The 19,580-nt window shown below is 70.2% G+C and carries 17 protein-coding genes and 1 tRNA gene; 12 read left to right on the forward strand and 6 right to left on the reverse strand.

What is annotated here, in order from left to right:
• Window positions 1-51: 51 nt before the first annotated feature.
• Window positions 52-1,635 carry a beta-N-acetylhexosaminidase gene (locus tag ACZ6KY_RS10515; RefSeq protein ID WP_469309934.1) on the reverse strand — a complete coding sequence of 528 codons (1,584 nt, stop codon included), beginning with the start codon at window positions 1,633-1,635 and terminating at the stop codon, window positions 52-54.
• Between the two features lie 130 nt (window positions 1,636-1,765).
• On the opposite strand from ACZ6KY_RS10515, the gene ACZ6KY_RS10520 reads away from it, so the two are divergent.
• A complete protein-coding gene (locus ACZ6KY_RS10520) occupies window positions 1,766-2,647 on the forward strand; it encodes a DUF4429 domain-containing protein (protein WP_469309935.1) in 882 nt (293 codons plus the stop codon).
• Between the two features lie 178 nt (window positions 2,648-2,825).
• Here the strand turns inward: ACZ6KY_RS10520 and ACZ6KY_RS10525 are convergent, their stop codons facing one another.
• On the reverse strand, window positions 2,826-4,409 hold the full coding sequence (locus ACZ6KY_RS10525) for a purple acid phosphatase family protein (protein ID WP_469309936.1): 1,584 nt from the start codon (window positions 4,407-4,409) through the stop codon (window positions 2,826-2,828).
• A 149-nt stretch (window positions 4,410-4,558) separates the two neighbouring features.
• Here ACZ6KY_RS10525 and ACZ6KY_RS10530 point away from each other — a divergent pair, with 149 nt between their 5' ends.
• Entirely contained in the window at window positions 4,559-4,816 is a 258-nt protein-coding gene (locus ACZ6KY_RS10530) for a hypothetical protein (RefSeq protein WP_469309937.1), read from the forward strand.
• Window positions 4,817-4,830: 14 nt separating this feature from the next.
• On the forward strand, window positions 4,831-6,648 hold the full coding sequence (gene glmS / locus ACZ6KY_RS10535) for a glutamine--fructose-6-phosphate transaminase (isomerizing) (RefSeq protein ID WP_469309938.1): 1,818 nt from the start codon (window positions 4,831-4,833) through the stop codon (window positions 6,646-6,648).
• Window positions 6,649-6,828: 180 nt separating this feature from the next.
• On the opposite strand, the gene ACZ6KY_RS10540 is transcribed toward glmS, so the two are convergent.
• Both ACZ6KY_RS10540 and ACZ6KY_RS10545 read right to left on the reverse strand, forming a co-directional pair.
• Complete coding sequence (locus ACZ6KY_RS10540; RefSeq protein ID WP_469309939.1) at window positions 6,829-7,392, reverse strand: GPR1/FUN34/YaaH family transporter; 564 nt, start codon at window positions 7,390-7,392, stop codon at window positions 6,829-6,831.
• A gap of 177 nt (window positions 7,393-7,569) precedes the next feature.
• Entirely contained in the window at window positions 7,570-8,097 is a 528-nt protein-coding gene (locus ACZ6KY_RS10545) for a universal stress protein (protein ID WP_328555400.1), read from the reverse strand.
• Window positions 8,098-8,664: 567 nt separating this feature from the next.
• Between ACZ6KY_RS10545 and ACZ6KY_RS10550 the strand changes: the two genes are divergently transcribed.
• The 5 genes from ACZ6KY_RS10550 (at window position 8,665) to ACZ6KY_RS10570 (ending at window position 12,323) form a co-directional block, all read left to right on the forward strand.
• Entirely contained in the window at window positions 8,665-9,063 is a 399-nt protein-coding gene (locus ACZ6KY_RS10550) for a hypothetical protein (RefSeq protein WP_469309940.1), read from the forward strand.
• A 374-nt stretch (window positions 9,064-9,437) separates the two neighbouring features.
• Window positions 9,438-10,679, forward strand: a complete 1,242-nt coding sequence (locus tag ACZ6KY_RS10555) for a helix-turn-helix domain-containing protein (protein WP_469309941.1) — start codon at window positions 9,438-9,440, stop codon at window positions 10,677-10,679.
• A gap of 141 nt (window positions 10,680-10,820) precedes the next feature.
• Window positions 10,821-11,423, forward strand: coding sequence for an oligoribonuclease (gene orn, locus ACZ6KY_RS10560; RefSeq protein ID WP_469309942.1), 603 nt, complete (start codon window positions 10,821-10,823; stop codon window positions 11,421-11,423).
• Window positions 11,424-11,531: 108 nt separating this feature from the next.
• Window positions 11,532-11,604 (forward strand) — tRNA-His (locus ACZ6KY_RS10565).
• Between the two features lie 143 nt (window positions 11,605-11,747).
• Entirely contained in the window at window positions 11,748-12,323 is a 576-nt protein-coding gene (locus ACZ6KY_RS10570) for a GNAT family N-acetyltransferase (protein ID WP_469309943.1), read from the forward strand.
• A 2-nt stretch (window positions 12,324-12,325) separates the two neighbouring features.
• On the opposite strand, the gene ACZ6KY_RS10575 is transcribed toward ACZ6KY_RS10570, so the two are convergent.
• Window positions 12,326-13,153, reverse strand: a complete 828-nt coding sequence (locus ACZ6KY_RS10575; RefSeq protein WP_469309944.1) for a serine/threonine protein kinase — start codon at window positions 13,151-13,153, stop codon at window positions 12,326-12,328.
• A 77-nt stretch (window positions 13,154-13,230) separates the two neighbouring features.
• A complete protein-coding gene (locus tag ACZ6KY_RS10580; protein ID WP_469309945.1) occupies window positions 13,231-14,286 on the reverse strand; it encodes a LacI family DNA-binding transcriptional regulator in 1,056 nt (351 codons plus the stop codon).
• A 389-nt stretch (window positions 14,287-14,675) separates the two neighbouring features.
• On the opposite strand from ACZ6KY_RS10580, the gene ACZ6KY_RS10585 reads away from it, so the two are divergent.
• From ACZ6KY_RS10585 to ACZ6KY_RS10600, 4 genes are all read left to right on the forward strand, one after another.
• Window positions 14,676-15,998: an ABC transporter substrate-binding protein gene (locus tag ACZ6KY_RS10585; protein ID WP_469309946.1), complete on the forward strand. Its 1,323-nt coding sequence runs from the start codon at window positions 14,676-14,678 to the stop codon at window positions 15,996-15,998.
• The gene (locus ACZ6KY_RS10590) at window positions 15,995-17,023 is read left to right on the forward strand and encodes a carbohydrate ABC transporter permease (RefSeq protein WP_469309947.1); all 1,029 of its coding nucleotides are present in this window, start codon (window positions 15,995-15,997) and stop codon (window positions 17,021-17,023) included. Before ACZ6KY_RS10585 ends, ACZ6KY_RS10590 begins: the two co-directional genes overlap by 4 nt.
• Window positions 17,020-17,931, forward strand: coding sequence for a carbohydrate ABC transporter permease (locus ACZ6KY_RS10595; RefSeq protein ID WP_469309948.1), 912 nt, complete (start codon window positions 17,020-17,022; stop codon window positions 17,929-17,931). The genes ACZ6KY_RS10590 and ACZ6KY_RS10595 overlap by 4 nt, the downstream gene beginning before the upstream one ends.
• 106 nt (window positions 17,932-18,037) lie before the next feature.
• The gene (locus ACZ6KY_RS10600; RefSeq protein WP_469309949.1) at window positions 18,038-19,468 is read left to right on the forward strand and encodes a GH1 family beta-glucosidase; all 1,431 of its coding nucleotides are present in this window, start codon (window positions 18,038-18,040) and stop codon (window positions 19,466-19,468) included.
• Window positions 19,469-19,580: the final 112 nt, after the last annotated feature.

Below are 19,580 nucleotides of genomic sequence, written 5' to 3' on the forward strand. Positions count from 1 at the left end.
ACGGGCGGGCGCCCCGGAGACGGTCCTCCGGGGCGCCCGTCGGCATGCCCGTCAGCGGGTCGCCCAGGGGACCTGCGGCGAGCGGTAGTAGCCGATACCCAGGGCGTCCCAGCGCGGCCCCTGGGCGGCGAGCCGCACCTTGTAGGTGTCCCAGTCGTGCGTCGACGCGGGCGACCAGCCGAGCTCGGCGGCTCCGGGCAGCCTCGGGAAGGCCATGACGTCGATGTCGGCGGAGGTCACGATCGTCTCGGTCCACAGCGGCGCCTCGACGCCCTTGACGGCCGACGCGGGCACGCCGGGAAGGTAGGCGCCGGGGTCCCAGTCGTACGCCCGCCGCACCTCCACCAGTCCGGCCCAGTCCTGGCCGAGCGGGGTGTCGGCGGTGTACTTCATGTCGAGGTAGAGCCGGTCCGCGGGCGACAGCACGAGCCCGGTCCCGTTCCGAGCGGCGTGGGCGACCTGCGCCTTCTCCTCTGCGCTGGTGTCGTCGAGCCCCCAGTACTGGGCGATGGCTCCCTTCGCCGGGGTGGCCCCGGTGAGCTGGTGCCAGCCCATCACCTTCTTGCCGTACTTGGCGACGAGAGGCTGCACCTTGTCCATGAAGGTCACGTAGTCGGCGTGGCTGGTGGAGTGCGCCTCGTCGCCGCCGATGTGGAGGTACTTCCCCGGGGTGATCGCGGCCAGCTCGCGGATCACGTCGTCCACGAAGCCGTACGTCAGCGGCTTGTTCACGCACAGCGAGCTGAAGCCGACGTCGGTGCCGGTGTAGAGCGGCGGCGCGACGCCGTCGCAGTTCAGTTCGGCGTACGAGGCGAGGGCGGCGTTGGTGTGCCCGGGCATGTCGATCTCCGGGACGACCTCCAGATAGCGCGAGGCGGCGTACCGGACGATCTCGCGGTAGTCGGCCTCGGTGTAGGAGCCGCCCTGTCCGCCGCCGACCTGGGTGGAGCCGCCGTGGGCCGCGAGCCGGGGCCAGGAGTCGACGGCGATGCGCCAGCCCTGGTCGTCGCTCAGGTGCAGATGCAGCTTGTTGACCTTGTAGAGGGCCAGTTCGTCGATGTAGCGCTTGACCTGGGCGACGGTGAAGAAGTGCCGGGAGACGTCGAGCATCGCGCCGCGGTAGGCGTAGCGCGGGGTGTCCTTGATGGTGCCGCCGGCGATCAGCCAGGGTCCGCGCTGGACGGAGTCCTTCTCGATCGCGGCGGGCAGCAGTTGGCGCAGGGTCTGGACGCCGTGGAAGAGGCCCGCCGGCCGTCCGGCGGTGATGGTGACGCCCGAGCCGCCGCTGTCGAGGCGGTAGCCCTCGTCGCCCAGCCCCTTGCCGCCGAGCCGGAGCCGGATCGCTCCCGCGCCGTGCGAGGTGACCGGCAGCCGGTAGCCGGTGGAGGGCCGCAGGATGTCCGCGAGGTACTCGCCGACCGTGCGGGCCTCGCGCGAGTCGTCGACACGGATGCGGGTGTCACCGGTGACGCGGTACGGGGATCCGCCCGGGTGGACGGAGGCGGGGGCCGGGACGACGCGGCCCAGCGGAACGGCGGCCCGGTTGTGCGGTGCCGCGCCGACGAGGGAGATACCGGCCGCCGCCACGAGCAGTAGCGTACCGAGAAGGCGGGGCGTTCTGTGGTGCTGTCTCACATGCGCTCCCTTCGGTCCGGCGAAGGTCTTCGACCGTCAGTGGCCGCGCCCTTCGCCGTGCCCTTCGAATGGGTCGAGAACCAATTGGTCGAGACCACTCTCCCGCAGAGGCGGTGGAACAATCCCCGTCATGGCGGAAATCATCCAGCGGGACGGCACGTGGATCTTCGACGGCGACGCTCTGCGGCTGACCCCCGGACGGGACAAGAACGTCGGCCTGCTGCGCCGGGCGCTCGGTGAACTCACCGTGCCGCTCGGCGCGTTGGCGGGTGTCTCGCTGGAGCAGGGCAGGAAGGCCGGGCGGCTCAGGCTCCGGCTGCGCGACGGCGCGGACCCGCTGCTCCAGGCGACGGGCGGCAAGCTCGCGGAGCCGAACGACCCGTATCAGCTCACGGTGGAGGCCGACCGTCTCGGCGTCGCCGAGTACTTCGTGGACGAGGTCAGGGGCGCGCTGCTCCTCGACCAGGTGCCGTCCGACCCGGTCGACGGCTATCTGCTGCCCGGCCCGGCGGTGCCGCTGTCCGCCTCCGCCGGTGACGGCACGGCGAGCTTCGACGGCGAACGCGTACGCCTGGAGTGGAACTGGAAGACGGAGGACGCGAAGTCCGCGTCGGGCGCCCGGACCCTCGCCCTCGGCGACATCACGGCCGTCGAGTGGCGCCCGGCGGCGGGGCTGGAGAACGGCTGTCTGCGCTTCACCGTGCGCGGCGCCGACACCAAGGCGCCGCCGAAGTACGACCCCAACTCCGTTGAGCTGTGGGGCTTCAAGAAGGACCCGCTGATGGCGCTGGTCGCGGCGGCCGTGCAGGCGCGGCTGCCGCACCCTGCGGCGGCGGCGCAGGACCGGCCGGCCGGGACGCCGGCGGCGGCCCCCGACCCCGATCCCGGACCCGAGGCCGACCACGACGCCCTCCTGCGCAGACTGCGCGAACTCGGCGACCTGCACCGGGAGGGCGTCCTGACGGACGAGGAGTTCACCCTGGCCAAGCAGGCGGTCCTCAAACGCCTGTAGGAACGGGCGGACGAGGACCGACCGCCGCTCGCGGGAGCGGGCCACCGGCCAGGGAGGCGGTACGCCCCGCCTTCCGGGCGTACCTGGGTACCTGTGTGCCTGGGGTACCTACGTGCCTGTGTATCTACGTGCCTGTGTATCTACGTACCTGTGTGCTCGGTACCTGTGTGCCCGGTACCTACTTGGCCCGGCGTGCGACCGTGAAGTGGTCGACCTCCGCACCGGTCTCGGCGATGCCGCGGACCGTCAGGGTCGCCAGGCGGCCCTTCGGGGCCGGCTTCACGTCGACGCGCAGGAACGAGTAGTTGAGGTAGCGCACGCGCGACCAGGCGACCGTCTCGGCCTGCTTGCCGTCCTTGAGGTTGATGAAGGAGGCGACGGACTCGACCTCGTTCTCCTTGCCCTCGTAGGACTCGGGGGCGGTGAAGGCGTACAGGCTGCGGCCGGCCGCGCCCGCCGTCACGTACACGACACCGTCGGTCTCCGTGTACGCCGTGCCGCCGATCGGCAGCTTCTTGGTGACCGCGTTCGCCTTGATCACGTCGGTGCGCTCGTACTGGTGGTTGTGGCCGTTGATCACCAGGTCGACGGTGTACTTGTCGAACAGCGGCACCCACTCCTGTCGCACGCCCCCCTCCGAGGCGTGCGCCGTGGAGGTGCAGTACGCGCAGTGGTGGAAGAAGATCACGATGAAGTCGATGTCCCGCGAGGCGCGGTACTTCTTGAGCTGGGTCTCCAGCCACTTGGTCTGGGTTCCGCCGGAGATGCCGAGGTTGGCCGGGATCTCGAAGGAGATGTCGTTGGCGTCCAGCGAGATGATCGCCGTGTTGCCGTGGACGAAGGAGTAGACGCCGGGCAGGTTGGCCTTGTCGGGGCCGTTGTCCGGCAGCGTCCAGCGGGCCTCCTCGCCGCCGTAGCCGTTGGGCGAGTACCAGGCCTCCATGTCGTGGTTGCCGTACGCAGGCATCCACGGCACCTGCTTGGCGACCGTCTCGGTCTGGGCGAGGAACTGGTCCCAGACGCGCGAGTCGAAGCCGGTGTCCTCCTTCTTGCCCGCGCCGGACGGGTCCGCGTACGCGATGTCGCCGGCGTGCAGGTGGAAGGCCGGGTTCTGGGCGAGCAGCAGGGCGTCGTTGGCGAGGCCGTGGTAGCCGACGCCCTCGTCGCCGAAGGCGGTGAAGGTGAAGGGCTCGGCGTGCGAGGGCGCGGTGGTGAAGGTGCCGAGCGTGCCGAGGAGGTGGGGCTCGGCCGGGTCGAAGCCCGCGTGGCCGACGCCGTAGTAGTAGGTCTTGCCGGGGCGCAGGTGGGTGAGCTTGGCGTGCAGGTAGTACTGGGTGTGGTCGCCGCTCGCGCCCACGCCGGCCGGGGTGTAGAGGGTACGCACCTCGGCCTCGATCTTGCGCGAGAGGTCACAGGGGTGGGCGCCGATGCGGATGTAGGGCCTGCTGACCGCGGCCGGCACCTGCCAGGAGACGGTCATCTCGGTGCGGGGGTCGTTGCCGAAGGCGAGGTGGCGGCCGAAGGGGGCGACGAGCGCGCCGTCCACCTTCTCCGTCGAGGTCGGGGCGGCGGTCCGCCGCGTCGGGACGGCGGCCTGTGCGACGCCGGGCACGAAGGCACCGCCGGCGACGGCGCCGATGGTCACGGCGCCGCCTCTGATCATGTTGCGCCGCGAGAACTTGGCGCGAAGGTACTCGTACTGCTCGGCCATGGTCATCTTCTCGGCGAGTTGCTCGGGTACGCCCATGCGTGGAGTGTCCATGGCACCAGAAGTTGCTCCTGGCAATCGACGCGGCGCAAGACGCCGGATGGACAGCCTGTAAACAGCACACCATAAGAGATCCAACACCCCCTTGCCCGATATCGGGCAGGATTCTTGCGAAACGTCTTCCGGTACCCCAGGATCAACGGGTGCACGACGAACTCGTTGATCATTTGACGCGGTCGACCCCCCTGAACCGGGGCGAGGCGCTGCGAGTGATCCAGGACGTGCTCGCCTACTTCGACGAGACGACCCAGGAGTTCGTCCGTCGCCGCCACCGCGAACTCCAGGCCCAGGGCCTGGTGAACGCGTCGATCTTCGAGCGGATCGAAGCGGACCTGAAATATCGGGCGGTCGCGCCGCAGGAGCTCACGCTCAGGCAGTTGCGCCGCATCGTTTACGGCTGAGGGACTCTACGTATATGTGCGGAATCGTCGGATACATCGGCAGGCGTGACGTGACCCCGCTGCTCCTCGAAGGCCTTCAGCGCCTGGAGTACCGCGGCTACGACTCGGCGGGCATAGTCGTGACCTCCCCGAAGTCGGCCGGCCTGAAGATGGTCAAGGCCAAGGGCCGGGTCCGCGATCTGGAGGCCAAGGTCCCCAAGCGCTTCGCCGGCACCACGGGTATCGCCCACACCCGCTGGGCCACGCACGGCGCCCCCTCCGACGAGAACGCGCATCCCCACATGTCCGCCGACAACAAGGTCGCGGTCGTCCACAACGGCATCATCGACAACGCCTCCGACCTGCGCAAGAAGCTCGAGGCCGACGGCGTCGAGTTCCTCTCCGAGACCGACACCGAGGTCCTCACCCACCTGGTCGCCCGCTCCCAGCAGGAGAAGCTGGAGGACAAGGTCCGCGAGGCGGTGCGCGTCATAGAGGGCACCTACGGCATCGCGGTGATGCACGCCGACTTCCCCGACCGCATCGTGGTGGCGCGAAACGGCTCCCCCGTCGTGCTCGGCATCGGCGAGAAGGAGATGTTCGTCGCCTCGGACATCGCCGCCCTGGTCACCCACACCCGCCAGATAGTCACGCTGGACGACGGCGAGATGGCCACGCTCAAGGCCGACGACTTCCGGACGTACACCACCGAGGGCACCCGTACGACGTCCGAGCCCACCACCGTGGAGTGGGAGGCCGCGTCGTACGACATGGGCGGCCACGACACGTACATGCACAAGGAGATCCACGAGCAGGTCGAGGCCGTGGACCGCGTGCTGCGCGGCCGTATCGACGACCGGTTCTCCACCGTCCACCTCGGCGGCCTGAACCTGGACGCCCGTGAGGCGCGCGCGGTGCGCCGCGTGAAGATCCTCGGCTGCGGCACCTCGTACCACGCGGGCATGATCGGCGCCCAGATGATCGAGGAGCTGGCCCGTATCCCCGCGGACGCCGAGCCGGCCTCCGAGTTCCGCTACCGCAACGCGGTCGTCGACCCCGACACCCTGTACATCGCGGTCTCCCAGTCCGGTGAGACCTACGACGTGCTGGCCGCCGTCCAGGAGCTGAAGCGCAAGGGCGCCCGGGTGCTCGGCGTGGTCAACGTGGTCGGTTCGGCGATCGCCCGCGAGGCGGACGGCGGCATGTACGTGCACGCGGGCCCCGAGGTCTGCGTCGTCTCGACGAAGTGCTTCACCAACACCACCGTCGCCTTCGCGCTGCTCGCCCTGCACCTCGGCCGCACGCGTGACCTCTCGGTCCGTGACGGCAAGCGGATCATCGAGGGCCTGCGCAGGCTGCCCGCGCAGATCGCCGAGATCCTGGAGCAGGAGGAGGAGATCAAGAAGCTGGCCGAGCAGTACGCCGAGGCCCGCTCGATGCTCTTCATCGGCCGCGTCCGGGGCTACCCGGTGGCTCGCGAGGCCTCGCTGAAGCTCAAGGAGGTCTCGTACATCCACGCCGAGGCGTACCCGGCCTCCGAGCTCAAGCACGGCCCGCTGGCGCTCATCGAGCCGGCGCTGCCCACCGTCGCGATCGTCCCGGACGACGACCTGCTGGAGAAGAACCGCGCCGCCCTGGAGGAGATCAAGGCCCGCAGCGGCCAGATCCTCGCCGTCGCGCACCGCCACCAGGAGAAGGCCGACCAGACGATCCTCGTCCCGAAGAACGAGGACGAGCTGGACCCGATCCTGATGGGCATCCCGCTCCAGCTCCTCGCCTACCACACGGCGCTGGCGCTCGGCCGGGACATCGACAAGCCGCGCAACCTCGCCAAGTCGGTCACCGTCGAGTAGTCGGCCACCCGGCGGTCCGGACCGAACGGACCGGTACCGAACGATCCACCTCCGAATGATCCGCCGCCGCGCAAGTCCCCTGCCGGCGGCCGGACATGAGCGATCCCCGTGCGCACCACCCGCGCACGGGGATCGCTCTTCAAGGGCCGGAGCCGCCCAATACCCCGGCCCGCGCCGAGGTCAGCCGGTGGCCGTCACTCCCCGGCCGGCGGCGCGTCGCGGAAGTGCCGTGGGCCAGTGGGCGAGCGCCGCGGTCGCCGCGTACCAGGCGACCGCGCCGGCCGCGACGGCGAACCAGCCGCCGGCCTTGGCCAGTTCGGAGCTGTCGGCGAAGCGGCCGATGGCGAGAAGCAGCAGGGAGACGAAGAACAGTCCGTAGGCGCCCTGGCCGAGCACGTCCCCGCCCGCGAGGGCGAGCGACAGCACGACGAGCGCGAAGAGCAGCAGGAAGAGTCCCGCCGCGTTGTCGGAGACCTGGGCACCGGCCGAGACGGCCCAGGTGAACCAGAGGGCTCCGAGTCCCGTGAAGGCCGTACCGGTGGCCGTGTCACGGTCGCGGAAGGCGAGCAGGCCGGCGACGAAGAGCGCGACGCCGCCTACGTAGTGGGCCAGTGACACGGCGTCAGCCGCCGTCACTCCGTCGATCAAGTCGGTGTACCCGAGGCCGAAGGCCAGCAGGGTGACGCCGAGCGCGAGTCTTCCTATGATCGTGGTGGTGCTTCCCGCAGAGACTTCGTTGTCCACGGCGGGCTCCCTTCATGCCTGTGCAGTCGTGCTGCGCCGTACCGGTCGCCGCGTAGGACCGGCGTCCCGTATATGCCCTTCACAAAGGCACAAACACCTCTACGCACCAGTAGGTTGACGCGCCGCACGCAGAACGCCCCGCGCCCCAGGGGCCATTCCACCTGGGATGACGGTGCGTTACGGAATGACGATGACGGGCCGCTTGGCGCGCTTGGCGAGCCGTCCGGCGACCGAGCCGAAGATGCGCCCGACGATGCCGTGCGTGGAGCCGACCACTATCGCGTCCGCCTCGTACTCCCGGCCCACCTCTTCGAGTTCGTGGCAGATGTCACCGCCGCGCTCGACCAGGATCCAGGGCACCTCGGAGAGGTATTCGGCGCAGGCGAGCTCCAGCCCCAGCACCTCGGTGCGGTGGTCGGGAACGTCGACGAAGACCGGTGGCTCGCAGCCCGCCCACACCGTGGTGGGCAGCCGGTTGGCCACATGGACGATGATCAGGCCGGAGCCCGAGCGGTGCGCCATCCCGATCGCGTAGGCGAGGGCGCGCTCGCTGGACGTCGAGCCGTCGAAACCGACGACGACGCCGTGCTTGAAGGCTGGATCGCAGGAGTGGCGGAGTTCTTCCGCCGCCAGGGGCTCGGCCGCCGTGGGATCGGCGAGCGGGCGCTTGCGGTCCGCGGGATCGAAGAATTCGTGACCGGCCATGGGTGTCTCGGCGTTTGGATCCTCGTGGTGGGGACGACAACGAACGGCAGAGCTGTGTCTGGGAAACATCTTCCCAACCCCATACCCCCAAGGGTACGGCGGCACGCCTCCTCTGCCCAGATCCCGCGCGCCTTACGCGGTTCCAGGGAGCATGCATGAGAGGACGCCCGTAACGCAATGGTTGCTGCCCCGTACAGGCGGTTTGCGCAAGGTACCCCGGGAATTTGCTCAGGCTCCCCGGGAACGCGGACTCCCGTCACCGTACGGAGCCGGTCGGCCCCCTTCCGTCCACACACGCCACCGGCCGGGCAGTGACCGGCCGGTCGAACGCGCGTTGAACCGGTCGCAGCCGCCGCCATGGGAAACAGACGCCATGGAGAACACGGAGAACACCGGAGTACTAGGGAGCAGCACGTGCCCGGACCCGACACCGCCCCCCATTCCTCCGCCCCCTCCACCCCGTCCACTCCCTCCAGTCCCTCCCCGTCGCACGCGGCACCCCCGTCAGGATCGCGATCGGGAACACATTCCGGATCGCACTGCGGAACGCGCCCCTCGGCGCCGCCCGTGACCGACACCGTGAGCGATGTGATCCGGTGGGCTGCCTTCAGCTGCGTCCTGGTCCCGGTGGTTCTCCTCTGGTACGGCACCTCGCTCGCCGGCGCGGCGGGCACGGCCCTCGGTCTCGCGGCCGTGACCGGGGCCTGTCTGGTCCTGCTCCGCCAGTCCGAGCGCGGGGCGGCGGTCCTGGCCGAGGAGCGACGGGGCGCGTCCCGCTCGCGCGCCCGCCGGCACACCCCGCGGCAGCGCGGGCGGCACGGGAGGAGTGGTCCGGGGAGCGCGGGCGGCGCGGGGCGCGCGGGGCGCGCGAGCGGAGCGTGCCCGGTGGCCGATCCACGGGGCGGAAGCGGCACGGGAGTTCACCGAGGCGCTCGTCACAGTGGGGGAAACAAGCCGGTCGACTGACCGGTTTGCGCGTACACCTACGCTTCTTTTCAGCCAACTTCTGGCTGTGGCCCATCCCTTGCTCGAACGACCCCCCAACCCCCGTTCGACCTGCGCCTAAAGGGGTACGGAGGGCGCGCGCACCCTACGTGGATTGGCCACTGCCACGAGGCGCACTTCCCTGCGGCGCCCACGAGTGCAACGCTTCGTGATCGAATGCTTCACGCCAAGTTGCCATGTCGACATTCTGCGGAGTACCGAACTGGTCACCTTGGCGCCAGCGAACACAGTAGATTCGATCTTGTCTTACGGCGGGGGACTCGTGCAGGACCGAGGGGAAACGTGCAGGAGCGACACAACCGAGGAGCCGCGACCACCGAGGGGGGCTTAGCAGGATGAGCCACGACTCCACTGCCGCGCCGGAAGCCGCGGCCCGGAAGCTGTCCGGGCGACGCCGCAAGGAGATCGTCGCGGTGCTGCTGTTCAGCGGCGGCCCCATTTTCGAGAGTTCCATACCGTTGTCGGTGTTCGGGATTGACCGCCAGGACGCCGGCGTGCCGCGCTACCGCCTTTTGGTGTGTGCCGGCGAGGAAGGCCCGCTGCGGACCACAGGGGGCCTGGAACTCACCGCACCACATGGCCTGGAAGCGATCTCCAGGGCCGGCACGGTCGTCGTGCCCGCCTGGCGGTCGATCACCTCGCCACCACCTGAGGAGGCGCTCGACGCACTGCGCCGCGCTCATGAGGAAGGCGCCCGCATAGTCGGGCTGTGCACCGGCGCCTTCGTGCTCGCGGCGGCCGGTTTACTGGACGGCCGTCCGGCGACCACCCACTGGATGTACGCACCGACCCTGGCCAAGCGCTATCCGTCGGTGCACGTCGACCCCCGCGAGCTCTTCGTGGACGACGGCGACGTGCTGACATCGGCGGGTACGGCGGCCGGAATCGATCTCTGCCTGCACATCGTGCGGACGGACCACGGCAACGAGGCGGCCGGCGCGCTCGCCCGGCGCCTGGTGGTCCCACCACGGCGCAGCGGCGGCCAGGAGCGCTACCTCGACCGGTCACTGCCGGAGGAGATCGGTGCCGACCCCCTCGCGGAGGTCGTCGCCTGGGCGCTGGAGCATCTCCATGAGCAGTTCGACGTCGAGACGCTGGCGGCTCGCGCCTACATGAGCCGCCGGACCTTCGACCGCCGGTTCCGCTCGCTCACCGGAAGCGCTCCCCTGCAGTGGCTGATCACTCAGCGCGTCCTGCAGGCACAGCGCCTCCTGGAGACGTCCGACTACTCGGTCGACGAGGTCGCGGGCCGCTGCGGCTTCCGTTCACCGGTCGCGCTGCGGGGTCACTTCCGGCGGCAGCTGGGTTCGTCCCCGGCCGCGTACCGGGCGGCGTACCGCGCTCGCAGGCCGCAGGCCGACCGGTCCACGGATCCGGACGGCCCGACGGGTCCGGTCGGACCGCCGTCGTCGCTGCACCAGGAGCACTCGGGCCCGGTCCCGATGCAGACCCGCCGCACGGCGGCGGCCGGCGCCATGGGCGCTGCCGCGTCGCTCTCCGCGGAGGCGATGCGGGAGCGGGCGGAGCTGTACGCCGCGGGCAGGCCGAGCCTGCCCGGACAGCGCAGCGCGCCGTAGTACGGCGACGGGAAGACGCGCGGGGCCCGCACCTTCGGGTGCGGGCCCCTTCGCACGTGGGCCCGGCCCCGGAACGATCCGCCGCCCCGGCGGGCGTACGGGCGGGTCCACCGGACGAGGGCGGGCCGTAGGGTGAGACACATGAACGATCGCATGGTGTGGATCGACTGCGAGATGACCGGACTCTCGCTGTCGGATGACGCGCTCATCGAAGTGGCCGCGCTGGTCACCGACTCTGAGCTGAACGTGCTCGGCGACGGTGTGGACATCGTGATCCGCCCGCCGGACGCGGCCCTGGAGACGATGCCGGACGTGGTGCGCCAGATGCACACGGCCTCCGGCCTGCTGGAGGAGCTCGCCGGGGGCACGACCCTGGCGGACGCCGAGGCGCAGGTCCTGGCGTACGTACGTGAGCACGTCAAGGAGCCGGGCAAGGCCCCGCTCTGCGGGAACTCCGTCGGCACGGACCGCGGCTTCCTGCTGCGCGACATGGCGACGCTGGAGGGCTATCTCCACTACCGGATCGTGGACGTGTCCTCCGTCAAGGAGCTGGCCCGCCGCTGGTATCCCCGGGCGTATTTCAACAGCCCGGAGAAGAACGGCAATCACCGCGCCCTGGCCGACATCCGCGAGTCCATCGCCGAGCTCCGCTACTACCGCGAGGCGGTCTTCGTCCCGCAGCCCGGCCCCGACTCGGACACCGCCCGCACCATCGCGGCCAAGCACGTCCTGCCCGCCGAATAGGCCTTTGACGGGGCCCTGATGGGCCCCGGAAAAAGCCGTGCGCGAGCACCCCTTCGGACCCTGTACACTTTTTCTCGGCCGGTCGGAGAAGCACGAAGACCGGACATGGTGGGTGTAGCTCAGTTGGTAGAGCACCTGGTTGTGGTCCAGGTGGCCGCGGGTTCAAGTCCCGTCACTCACCCTGAGCAATCAGCCGGTGACCTGTTGAACAGGTCACCGGCTGATTGCGTTCCCGGGCACGCCGGCAGCCGCTCCGCCGTACGCCGCCGGTCCGCCGGGACTCCGCGGAAGCCGGCGCCGGCCCCGGGCCCGTACGCTCCCCTCGTGCGTCCTCCCGAAGAACCCCCCACCCCCGAAGCCGTCCGCCGGGACCACCCCGCCGAGCCCGTCACCGGCGCGGTCACCGAGCCGACGGCCCGCGCCGCCCGGCTCGATCTCCTCCCGTTGCGTGTCGAGCACGCCGAGGAGATGGCCGAGGTCCTGTCGGATCCGGCGCTGCACGATTTCATCGGCGGGGCGCCGGACACTCCGGGGGCGCTGCGGGCACGGTACGCGCGCCTCGTCGCCGGCTCACCCGATCCCGCCGTGACCTGGTGCAACTGGGTGCTGCGGGAGCGTACGCGGGGATGCCTGGTGGGGACGGTCCAGGCGACCGTGTCGGGAGAGGTCGCGGAGGTCGCCTGGGTGGTGGGCACGCCCTGGCAGGGGCGGGGATACGCGGTGGAGGCGGCGCGGTCGCTGGTCCGGCATGTGGTCAGCGCGTTCCCCGTGCGCACGGTCGTGGCCCATGTGCACCCCTCTCACCACGTGTCCGCCGCCGTCGCCGCGGCGGCGGGACTCACCGCGACGGCTGTCCTCCAGGACGGCGAGGTCCGCTGGGAGCTGACGGTACGACGGTGACCTCACCGCTCCCGGGACGCCCCGGCCGCGTGCCACGCGGCCGCGAAGCGGTGCACGTCGGCGTAGCGGTCGTCCGGGTCGGGGAAGGTGGCGCGTTCGACGACGGCCAGTTGCCGCGCGGTGCCGCGCCAGGCGCGTTCGTCGTCACCCGCGTCGAGCAGGAGCCGGGCGGCGCGGCCGAGGGTGAACACGGTCGTACGGGTGTCGATGACGGCGCCGCGGACGAACTCCTCGGGGGCCATGAACCGTCGTGATCCCGGCAGCCGTTCGTCGTCGAGGACGAAGGGGCCCGGCCGGTACTCGTCGAGGTCGATCAGGTGGACGGCGCCGGCGCTGAAGTCGTAGAGCAGCGCGCCGTCGTAGAGGTCGACGGCGACCTGGCCGGCGGCCTCCACGGTGAGGTGCGCGTCGAGGACCCGGTCGAAGGCGCGCAGCACCTCGGCGGCGGGAAGCGACCGGAAGCGGGTCATCGGGCTGCCCGGACTCTTACGGTCATGGGGCCCGTTCGCGGTGGGGTGGTGGAGCACCTCGCCGGAGCGCCAGGGCATGACCACCGCCCAGTCGTCCCGCACGGCGATCCGGTGGACCTGCGGGACGATCGCCGTGTGCCGGACGGCCCGGTGAAATGCCCATCCTCGTTCGAGTGAGCAGCGACCGCGTTCGTTGACGGCCTCCTTGACGAACCACCGGGCGCCGTCGAGCAGCCGCACTCCGTACGACACACACCCCGAGTCCTGCTCCTCGAACACCCTGAACACCTCGCCCACCCGGCCCAGATAGGACTCCACGGCGGGCACTTCATCGATTCCCAGCAAGGGATGCAGGACCATGGACGCCAGCCTGCCCTACCCGGCCGCCCACGAAGGACAGAAGCGCAGGCCGCACGCCCCGAATGAATCCGGGCGCCCTAGGACGAAGCCCGCACCACCAGTTCCGCCGGCAGCACGAGCTGCCGCTTCTCAAGACCCCGGGAGACCGCGGGGCGGCGGTCCGCGATCTCGCCGAGGAGGAGGTCGATCATGGCGCGGCCCATCTCCACGATGGGCTGGCGGACGCTGGTGAGGGGCGGATCCATGTGACGGGCGATGGCGGAGTCGTCGTAGCCGATCAGCGCCACGTCGTCGGGGATGCGGCGCCCGCTCTCGCGCAGCACCTGGCGGGCGCCCGCCGCCATGACGTCGGAGCCGGCGAAGACGGCGTCGAGGTCGGGGCAGCGCTCCAGCAGCAGGGACATGGCGCGCCGGCCGCCCTCCTCGGTGAAGTCGCCGGGGACGATCAGGCCTTCGTCCACCGGGTGGCCCGCGTCGAGCAGTCCCTGGCGGTAGCCGTCGACGCGTCGCTGGGCGCCGTAGACGTCCATGCGGCCGGCCAGGTGCGCGATTCTGCGGCGGCCCCGGGAGATCAGATGCTCCACGGCCGCGCGCCCGCCGCCGTAGTTGTCGGAGTCCACCGACGGAAGCGTCTCCTCGGCCGAGCGCCGGCCGCTGATCACCGCCGGGATCTCCAGTTGGGAGAGCAGGTCGGGGAGCGGGTCGTCGGCGTGCACCGAGACCAGCAGGACGCCGTCCACCCGGTGCGCCGCGAGGTACTGGGCCAGCCGCTGCCGCTCCCGGTCGCTGCCCGCGAATATCAACAGCAACTGCATCTCGGTCTCGGAGAGTTCGGCACCGACACCGCGCAGCATGTCCGAGAAGTACGGTTCCGCGAAGAAACGGGTCTCCGGTTCGGGGACGACCAGGGCGATCGCGTCCGTGCGGTTGGCCGCGAGGGCGCGGGCCGCCGTGTTCGGGACGTACCCGAGCTCCGCGACCGCCGCCTCGACCGCGGCGCGGGTCGCGTCGCTGACCCGCGGGGAGCCGTTGATCACCCGGGAGACCGTGCCGCGGCCCACTCCCGCGCGCGCGGCCACCTCTTCGAGGGTCGGCCGCCCACCGCTGCGGCCCCGCGCTCCGTGGACTGCCATGGGCTCCGCCTCCCGTCGACACCAAGTTGGCCTGGAATCTAACAGCCCCGTCCGGGGAAGCGAGCGCCGCTGGGCCGCCGCCCCGGGGAGCCCCCGCCCCGTCGGGCGCTCGCCTTCGAACGCCCGACGGGTATAAGACTCTTCTGGCCATGTGGCGGAATGACATCTTCAGCTAACAGGCCGATAACTGAACGCATCTCTCCGCTCCCCCACCCTTGACACCCTCGCCGGAACCGACGACTCTTCAACACATCACTGGTGGGAGCGCTCCCACAGTACCTGACACATACACAACCCGCACGTTCCCCGCCCGAGCCGCAGCGAGTAACAACGGGCGCCACCAATGCAGTTGGCCGGGGGGTCGGCACGTCAGGCAACAGGAGGACGCAATGCGTACGAGTACCCGCCGGTCCCGCAGGCTGGCGGCCATAGCGGCCGTCGCAGCGATGACCGCAGGGCTGCTGGCCGGCTGCTCCAAGGACTCGAACGACGGTTCGTCGAACTCGGACGGAGGAGGCGGCAAGGGCAAGACCACGCTGACCATCGGGACGTTCGGCGTGTTCGGCTACAAGCAGGCCGGTCTCTACGACGAGTACATGAAGCTGCACCCGAACATCTCGATCAAGGAGAACGTCACCACTCGTACCGACGTCTACTGGCCCAAGACACTCACCCGTCTCCAGGCCGGTTCCGGCACCGACGACGTCCAGGCGATCGAGGTCGGCAACATCACCGAGGCCGTCCAGACCCAGGCCGACAAGTTCGTCGACCTCGGCAAGGACGTCGACAAGTCGCAGTGGCTGGACTGGAAGACCGCCCAGGCCACCACCAAGGACGGCAAGACGATCGGGCTCGGCACCGACATCGGTCCGATGGCGATCTGCTACCGCAAGGACCTCTTCGCGAAGGCCGGTCTGGAGACGGACCGCACCAAGCTCGCCGCGCAGTGGAAGGGCGACTGGTCCAAGTACGTCGCCGTCGGCAAGGACTACATGAAGAAGGCGCCCAGCGGCACCAAGTTCGTGGACTCCGCCTCCTCGGTCTACAACGCGGCCCTCGGTGGCGAGAGCCAGCGGTACTACGACAAGGACGGCAACGTCATCTGGGACAAGTCCACGGGTGTCAAGAAGTCCTGGAACACCGCCATGGAGGTGGCGACCAGCAACATGTCGGCGAAGCTGAAGCAGTTCGACCCGACGTGGGACCAGGGCTTCGCCAAGGCCTCGTTCGCGACCGTGGCCTGTCCCGCGTGGATGGTCGGCTACATCGAGCAGAAGTCCGGCGCCTCGGGCAAGGGCAAGTGGGACGTGGCGGCGGCGCCGACCGCGGCAAACTGGGGCGGTTCGTTCCTCGGCGTGCCGGTGGCGGGCAAGCACCAGAAGGAGGCCGTCGCGCTGGCCAAGTGGCTGACCGCGCCGGAGCAGCAGGCGACGGTCTTCGCCAAGCAGGCCAGCTTCCCCTCGACCCCGGGGGCGTACGCGAACCTGAAGCCGGCCGCCGACACCACGGCGTACTTCTCCGACGCCCCGATCACGCAGATCTTCGGCGACTCGGCGAAGACCATCCCGGTCCAGTACTTCGGCACCAAGGACCAGCCGATCGGTACCGCGATCACCGACGTGGGCATCCTCCAGGTCGAGCAGAAGGGCAAGACTCCCGACCAGGGCTGGAACGCGGCAAAGGCTGAGATCAAGGACGTGCTCGGCCAGTGACCAGCTCCAAGCAGGCTCTCGCGCACCCCGCGACGAGCGCCGACGCCGCGCCCGGCTCCCAGCCGGGCGCGGCCCGGGGCGCTCAGGGTCGCGGTACGCCGCCGCCCGGCCCGGATTCCTGGCGCAGTCGGCTGTACCGCTGGGACATGAAGGCGTCGCCGTACGCGTTCATCACCCCGTTCTTCGTCATCTTCGGTGCCTTCGGGCTCGTACCGCTGCTCTACACGGCCTGGTACTCGCTGCACAACGTGCAGCTGTCGGGTCTGGACCACCAGACCTGGGCCGGCCTGGACAACTACAAGAACCTGCTGTCCTCGGAGTTCTTCTGGAACGCCCTGGAGAACACCTTCACCATCGGCGTGATCTCCACGGTGCCGCAGTTGCTCATCGCGCTCGGGATCGCCCACCTGCTCAACTACCGGCTGCGCGGCTCGACCGTGTGGCGGGTCGTGATGCTCACCCCGTACGCCACCTCGGTGGCGGCGGCGACGCTGGTCTTCACGCTGCTGTACGCGTGGGACGGCGGCATGATCAACTGGCTGCTGCACTTCGTCGGGGTCCACCCGATCAACTGGCGCGAGTCCGACTGGGGCGGTCAGTTCGCCGTCTCCTCGATCGTGATCTGGCGGTGGACCGGCTACAACGCGCTGATCTACCTCGCGGCGATGCAGGCGATCCCCAGCGACCTGTACGAGTCGGCTGCTCTCGACGGGGCCGGCCGCTGGCAGCAGTTCCGCCACGTGACGGTCCCCATGCTGCGGCCGACGATCCTGTTCACGGTGGTCGTGTCCACGATCGGCGCGACACAGCTGTTCGGTGAGCCGCTCCTGTTCGGCGGGGTCAGCGGTTCGACGGGCGGCTCCGCGCACCAGTACCAGACGCTCGGCCTGTACATGTACGACCAGGGCTGGCGCATCGGCAACCTCGGCAAGGCGTCAGCGATCGCGTGGACGATGTTCCTGATCCTGCTGATCGTCGCCGCGGTCAACCTGCTGATCACCCGACGGCTGAGGAAATCCCAATGACCACCACTGAACTGACTGCCCCTCAGGCAGCGGCGAAGGGGACTCCGGCCGGCCGGGTCCCCGGCCGCCGCCGGGTGCTCGGCGCCGGCAAGCAGATGCACGCGGGTCCGGTCACCTATGTCGTCCTGACCGTCTTCGCGCTGGTCTCGCTCGCTCCGCTGGTCTGGACGGCCATCGCGGCCTCACGCAACAACGAGCGGCTGGCGCAGACACCGCCGCCGCTGTGGTTCGGCGCGAACCTGTTCAAGAACCTCCAGGCCGCGTGGGAACAGGCCGGGCTCGGCACCGCGATGGTCAACTCCACGATCGTCGCCGGGACCATCACCGTCGGTACGGTCGTGTTCTCCACGCTCGCCGGATTCGCCTTCGCCAAACTGCGGTTCAAGTTCTCCGGTCTGCTGCTGCTGCTGACCATCGGCACGATGATGATCCCGCCGCAGCTGGCCGTCGTACCGCTGTATCTGTGGATGAGCGACCTCGGCTGGTCGAACCAGCTCCAGACGGTCATCCTGCCCACCCTGGTGAGTGCCTTCGGTACGTTCTTCATGCGGCAGTACCTGGTACAGGCGCTGCCCACCGAACTGATCGAGGCGGCGCGGGTCGACGGCGCCAGCAGTCTGCGCGTGGTGTGGCACGTCGTCTTCCCGGCGGCTCGCCCGGCCATGGCGGTGCTCGGACTGCTGACGTTCGTGATGGCCTGGAACGACTTCCTGTGGCCGATCATCGCCCTGAACCAGCAGAACCCGACCGTGCAGGTCGCCCTCATGTCACTGGGTACCGGCTACGTCCCCGACCAGGCCGTGATCATGGCGGGCGCGCTGCTCGGCACGTTGCCGCTGCTCATCGCCTTCCTGCTGTTCGGCAAGCAGATCGTGGGCGGGATCATGCAGGGCGCGATCAAGGGCTGAACGCCCCTCCAGGGGGCCGGGTCACCGCCGCCTCGGCCCCCTCAGTCCCGCCGCTTCTCCCCTCCTCCAACCCGTCGGTCTTCACGACCTCCTTGGGAGCGCTTCCATGCCTGAGTCCGTAACGTCCGTGACTTTCCCTCCGGCCTTCCTCTGGGGCGCGGCGACCTCCGCGTACCAGATCGAGGGAGCGGTGCGGGAGGACGGCCGCACGCCCTCGATCTGGGACACCTTCAGCCATACACCTGGCAAGACGGCCGGCGGCGAGCACGGTGACATCGCTGTCGACCACTACCACCGCTACCGCGACGACGTGGCCCTGATGGCGGACCTCGGACTCGGCGCGTACCGCTTCTCGGTCTCCTGGTCGCGGGTGCAGCCGACCGGCCGGGGCCCCGCGGTCCAGCGCGGCCTGGACTTCTACCGGCGTCTGGTCGACGAACTGCTGGCGCACGGCATCAAGCCCGCCGTCACCCTCTACCACTGGGACCTGCCGCAGGAGCTGGAGGACGCGGGCGGCTGGCCCGAGCGCGAGACGGCGCTGCGTTTCGCGGAGTACGCGCAGATCGTGGGCGAGGCGCTGGGCGACCGCGTGGAGCAGTGGATCACCCTGAACGAGCCCTGGTGCAGCGCCTTTTTGGGCTACGGCTCCGGGGTGCACGCCCCCGGCCGGACGGACCCGGCGGCGTCGCTGCGCGCGGCCCACCACCTGAACCTCGCGCACGGGCTCGGCACTTCGGCGCTCCGTTCCGTGATGCCGTCCCGCAACTCGGTCGCGGTGAGCCTCAACTCCTCGGTGGTCAGGCCGGTTTCGCAGGACCCGGCGGATCTGGACGCGGCACAGCGCATCGACGACCTGGCCAACGGCGTCTTCCACGGCCCGATGCTGCACGGCGCCTACCCGCAGACCCTGTTCACCGCGACCCGGTCGGTCACCGACTGGTCGTTCGTCCAGGACGGCGATCTCCGGGCGATCCACCAGCCGTTGGACGCGCTCGGCCTCAACTACTACACGCCGACGCTGGTTTCGGCGGCCGCCGCTCCCGCCGACGGTCCGCGCGCGGACGGTCACGGCGCCAGCTCGCACTCCCCCTGGCCGGGCGCGGACGACGTCACGTTCCACCAGACCCCGGGCGAGCGCACGGAGATGGGCTGGACGATCGACCCGACGGGTCTGCACGACCTGATCATGCGGTACACCCGTGAGGCGCCGGGCCTGCCCCTGTACATCACGGAGAACGGCGCGGCCTACGACGACAAGCCGGACCCGGACGGCCGCGTCCACGACCCCGAGCGCATCGCCTACCTCAACGGCCACCTGTCCGCCGTGCACCGCGCGATCGCCGACGGCGCGGACGTCCGTGGCTACTACCTCTGGTCGCTCATGGACAACTTCGAGTGGGCCTACGGCTACGGCAAGCGCTTCGGCGCGGTCTACGTCGACTACGCGACCCAGGTCCGCACCCCGAAGTCGAGCGCCCACTGGTACAGCCGGGCGGCCCGCACGGGAACGCTGGCACCGGTGACGCCGGCGGAGTAGGCCATCGCCCGGGAGACACGGGGATCCCGGGCGCGAGGGACACGGGGGACACGGGGGACACGGGGTACGGGGCGCGGCACCCGAGGGGGGTGCCGCGCCTCGCCGCGTTCTC

This window comes from Streptomyces sp. NPDC042002, from assembly GCF_055588305.1.

Coding starts and splice junctions, on each gene's coding strand:
- ACZ6KY_RS10545 (WP_328555400.1), bottom strand. CDS start 8,097: ATGGCCGGTCACGAATTCTTCGATCCCGCGGACCGCAAGCGCCCGCTC.
- ACZ6KY_RS10520 (WP_469309935.1), top strand. CDS start 1,766: ATGGCGGAAATCATCCAGCGGGACGGCACGTGGATCTTCGACGGCGAC.
- ACZ6KY_RS10525 (WP_469309936.1), bottom strand. CDS start 4,409: ATGGACACTCCACGCATGGGCGTACCCGAGCAACTCGCCGAGAAGATG.
- ACZ6KY_RS10575 (WP_469309944.1), bottom strand. CDS start 13,153: ATGGTCCTGCATCCCTTGCTGGGAATCGATGAAGTGCCCGCCGTGGAG.
- ACZ6KY_RS10585 (WP_469309946.1), top strand. CDS start 14,676: ATGCGTACGAGTACCCGCCGGTCCCGCAGGCTGGCGGCCATAGCGGCC.
- ACZ6KY_RS10580 (WP_469309945.1), bottom strand. CDS start 14,286: ATGGCAGTCCACGGAGCGCGGGGCCGCAGCGGTGGGCGGCCGACCCTC.
- glmS (WP_469309938.1), top strand. CDS start 4,831: ATGTGCGGAATCGTCGGATACATCGGCAGGCGTGACGTGACCCCGCTG.
- ACZ6KY_RS10595 (WP_469309948.1), top strand. CDS start 17,020: ATGACCACCACTGAACTGACTGCCCCTCAGGCAGCGGCGAAGGGGACT.
- orn (WP_469309942.1), top strand. CDS start 10,821: ATGAACGATCGCATGGTGTGGATCGACTGCGAGATGACCGGACTCTCG.
- ACZ6KY_RS10600 (WP_469309949.1), top strand. CDS start 18,038: ATGCCTGAGTCCGTAACGTCCGTGACTTTCCCTCCGGCCTTCCTCTGG.
- ACZ6KY_RS10555 (WP_469309941.1), top strand. CDS start 9,438: ATGAGCCACGACTCCACTGCCGCGCCGGAAGCCGCGGCCCGGAAGCTG.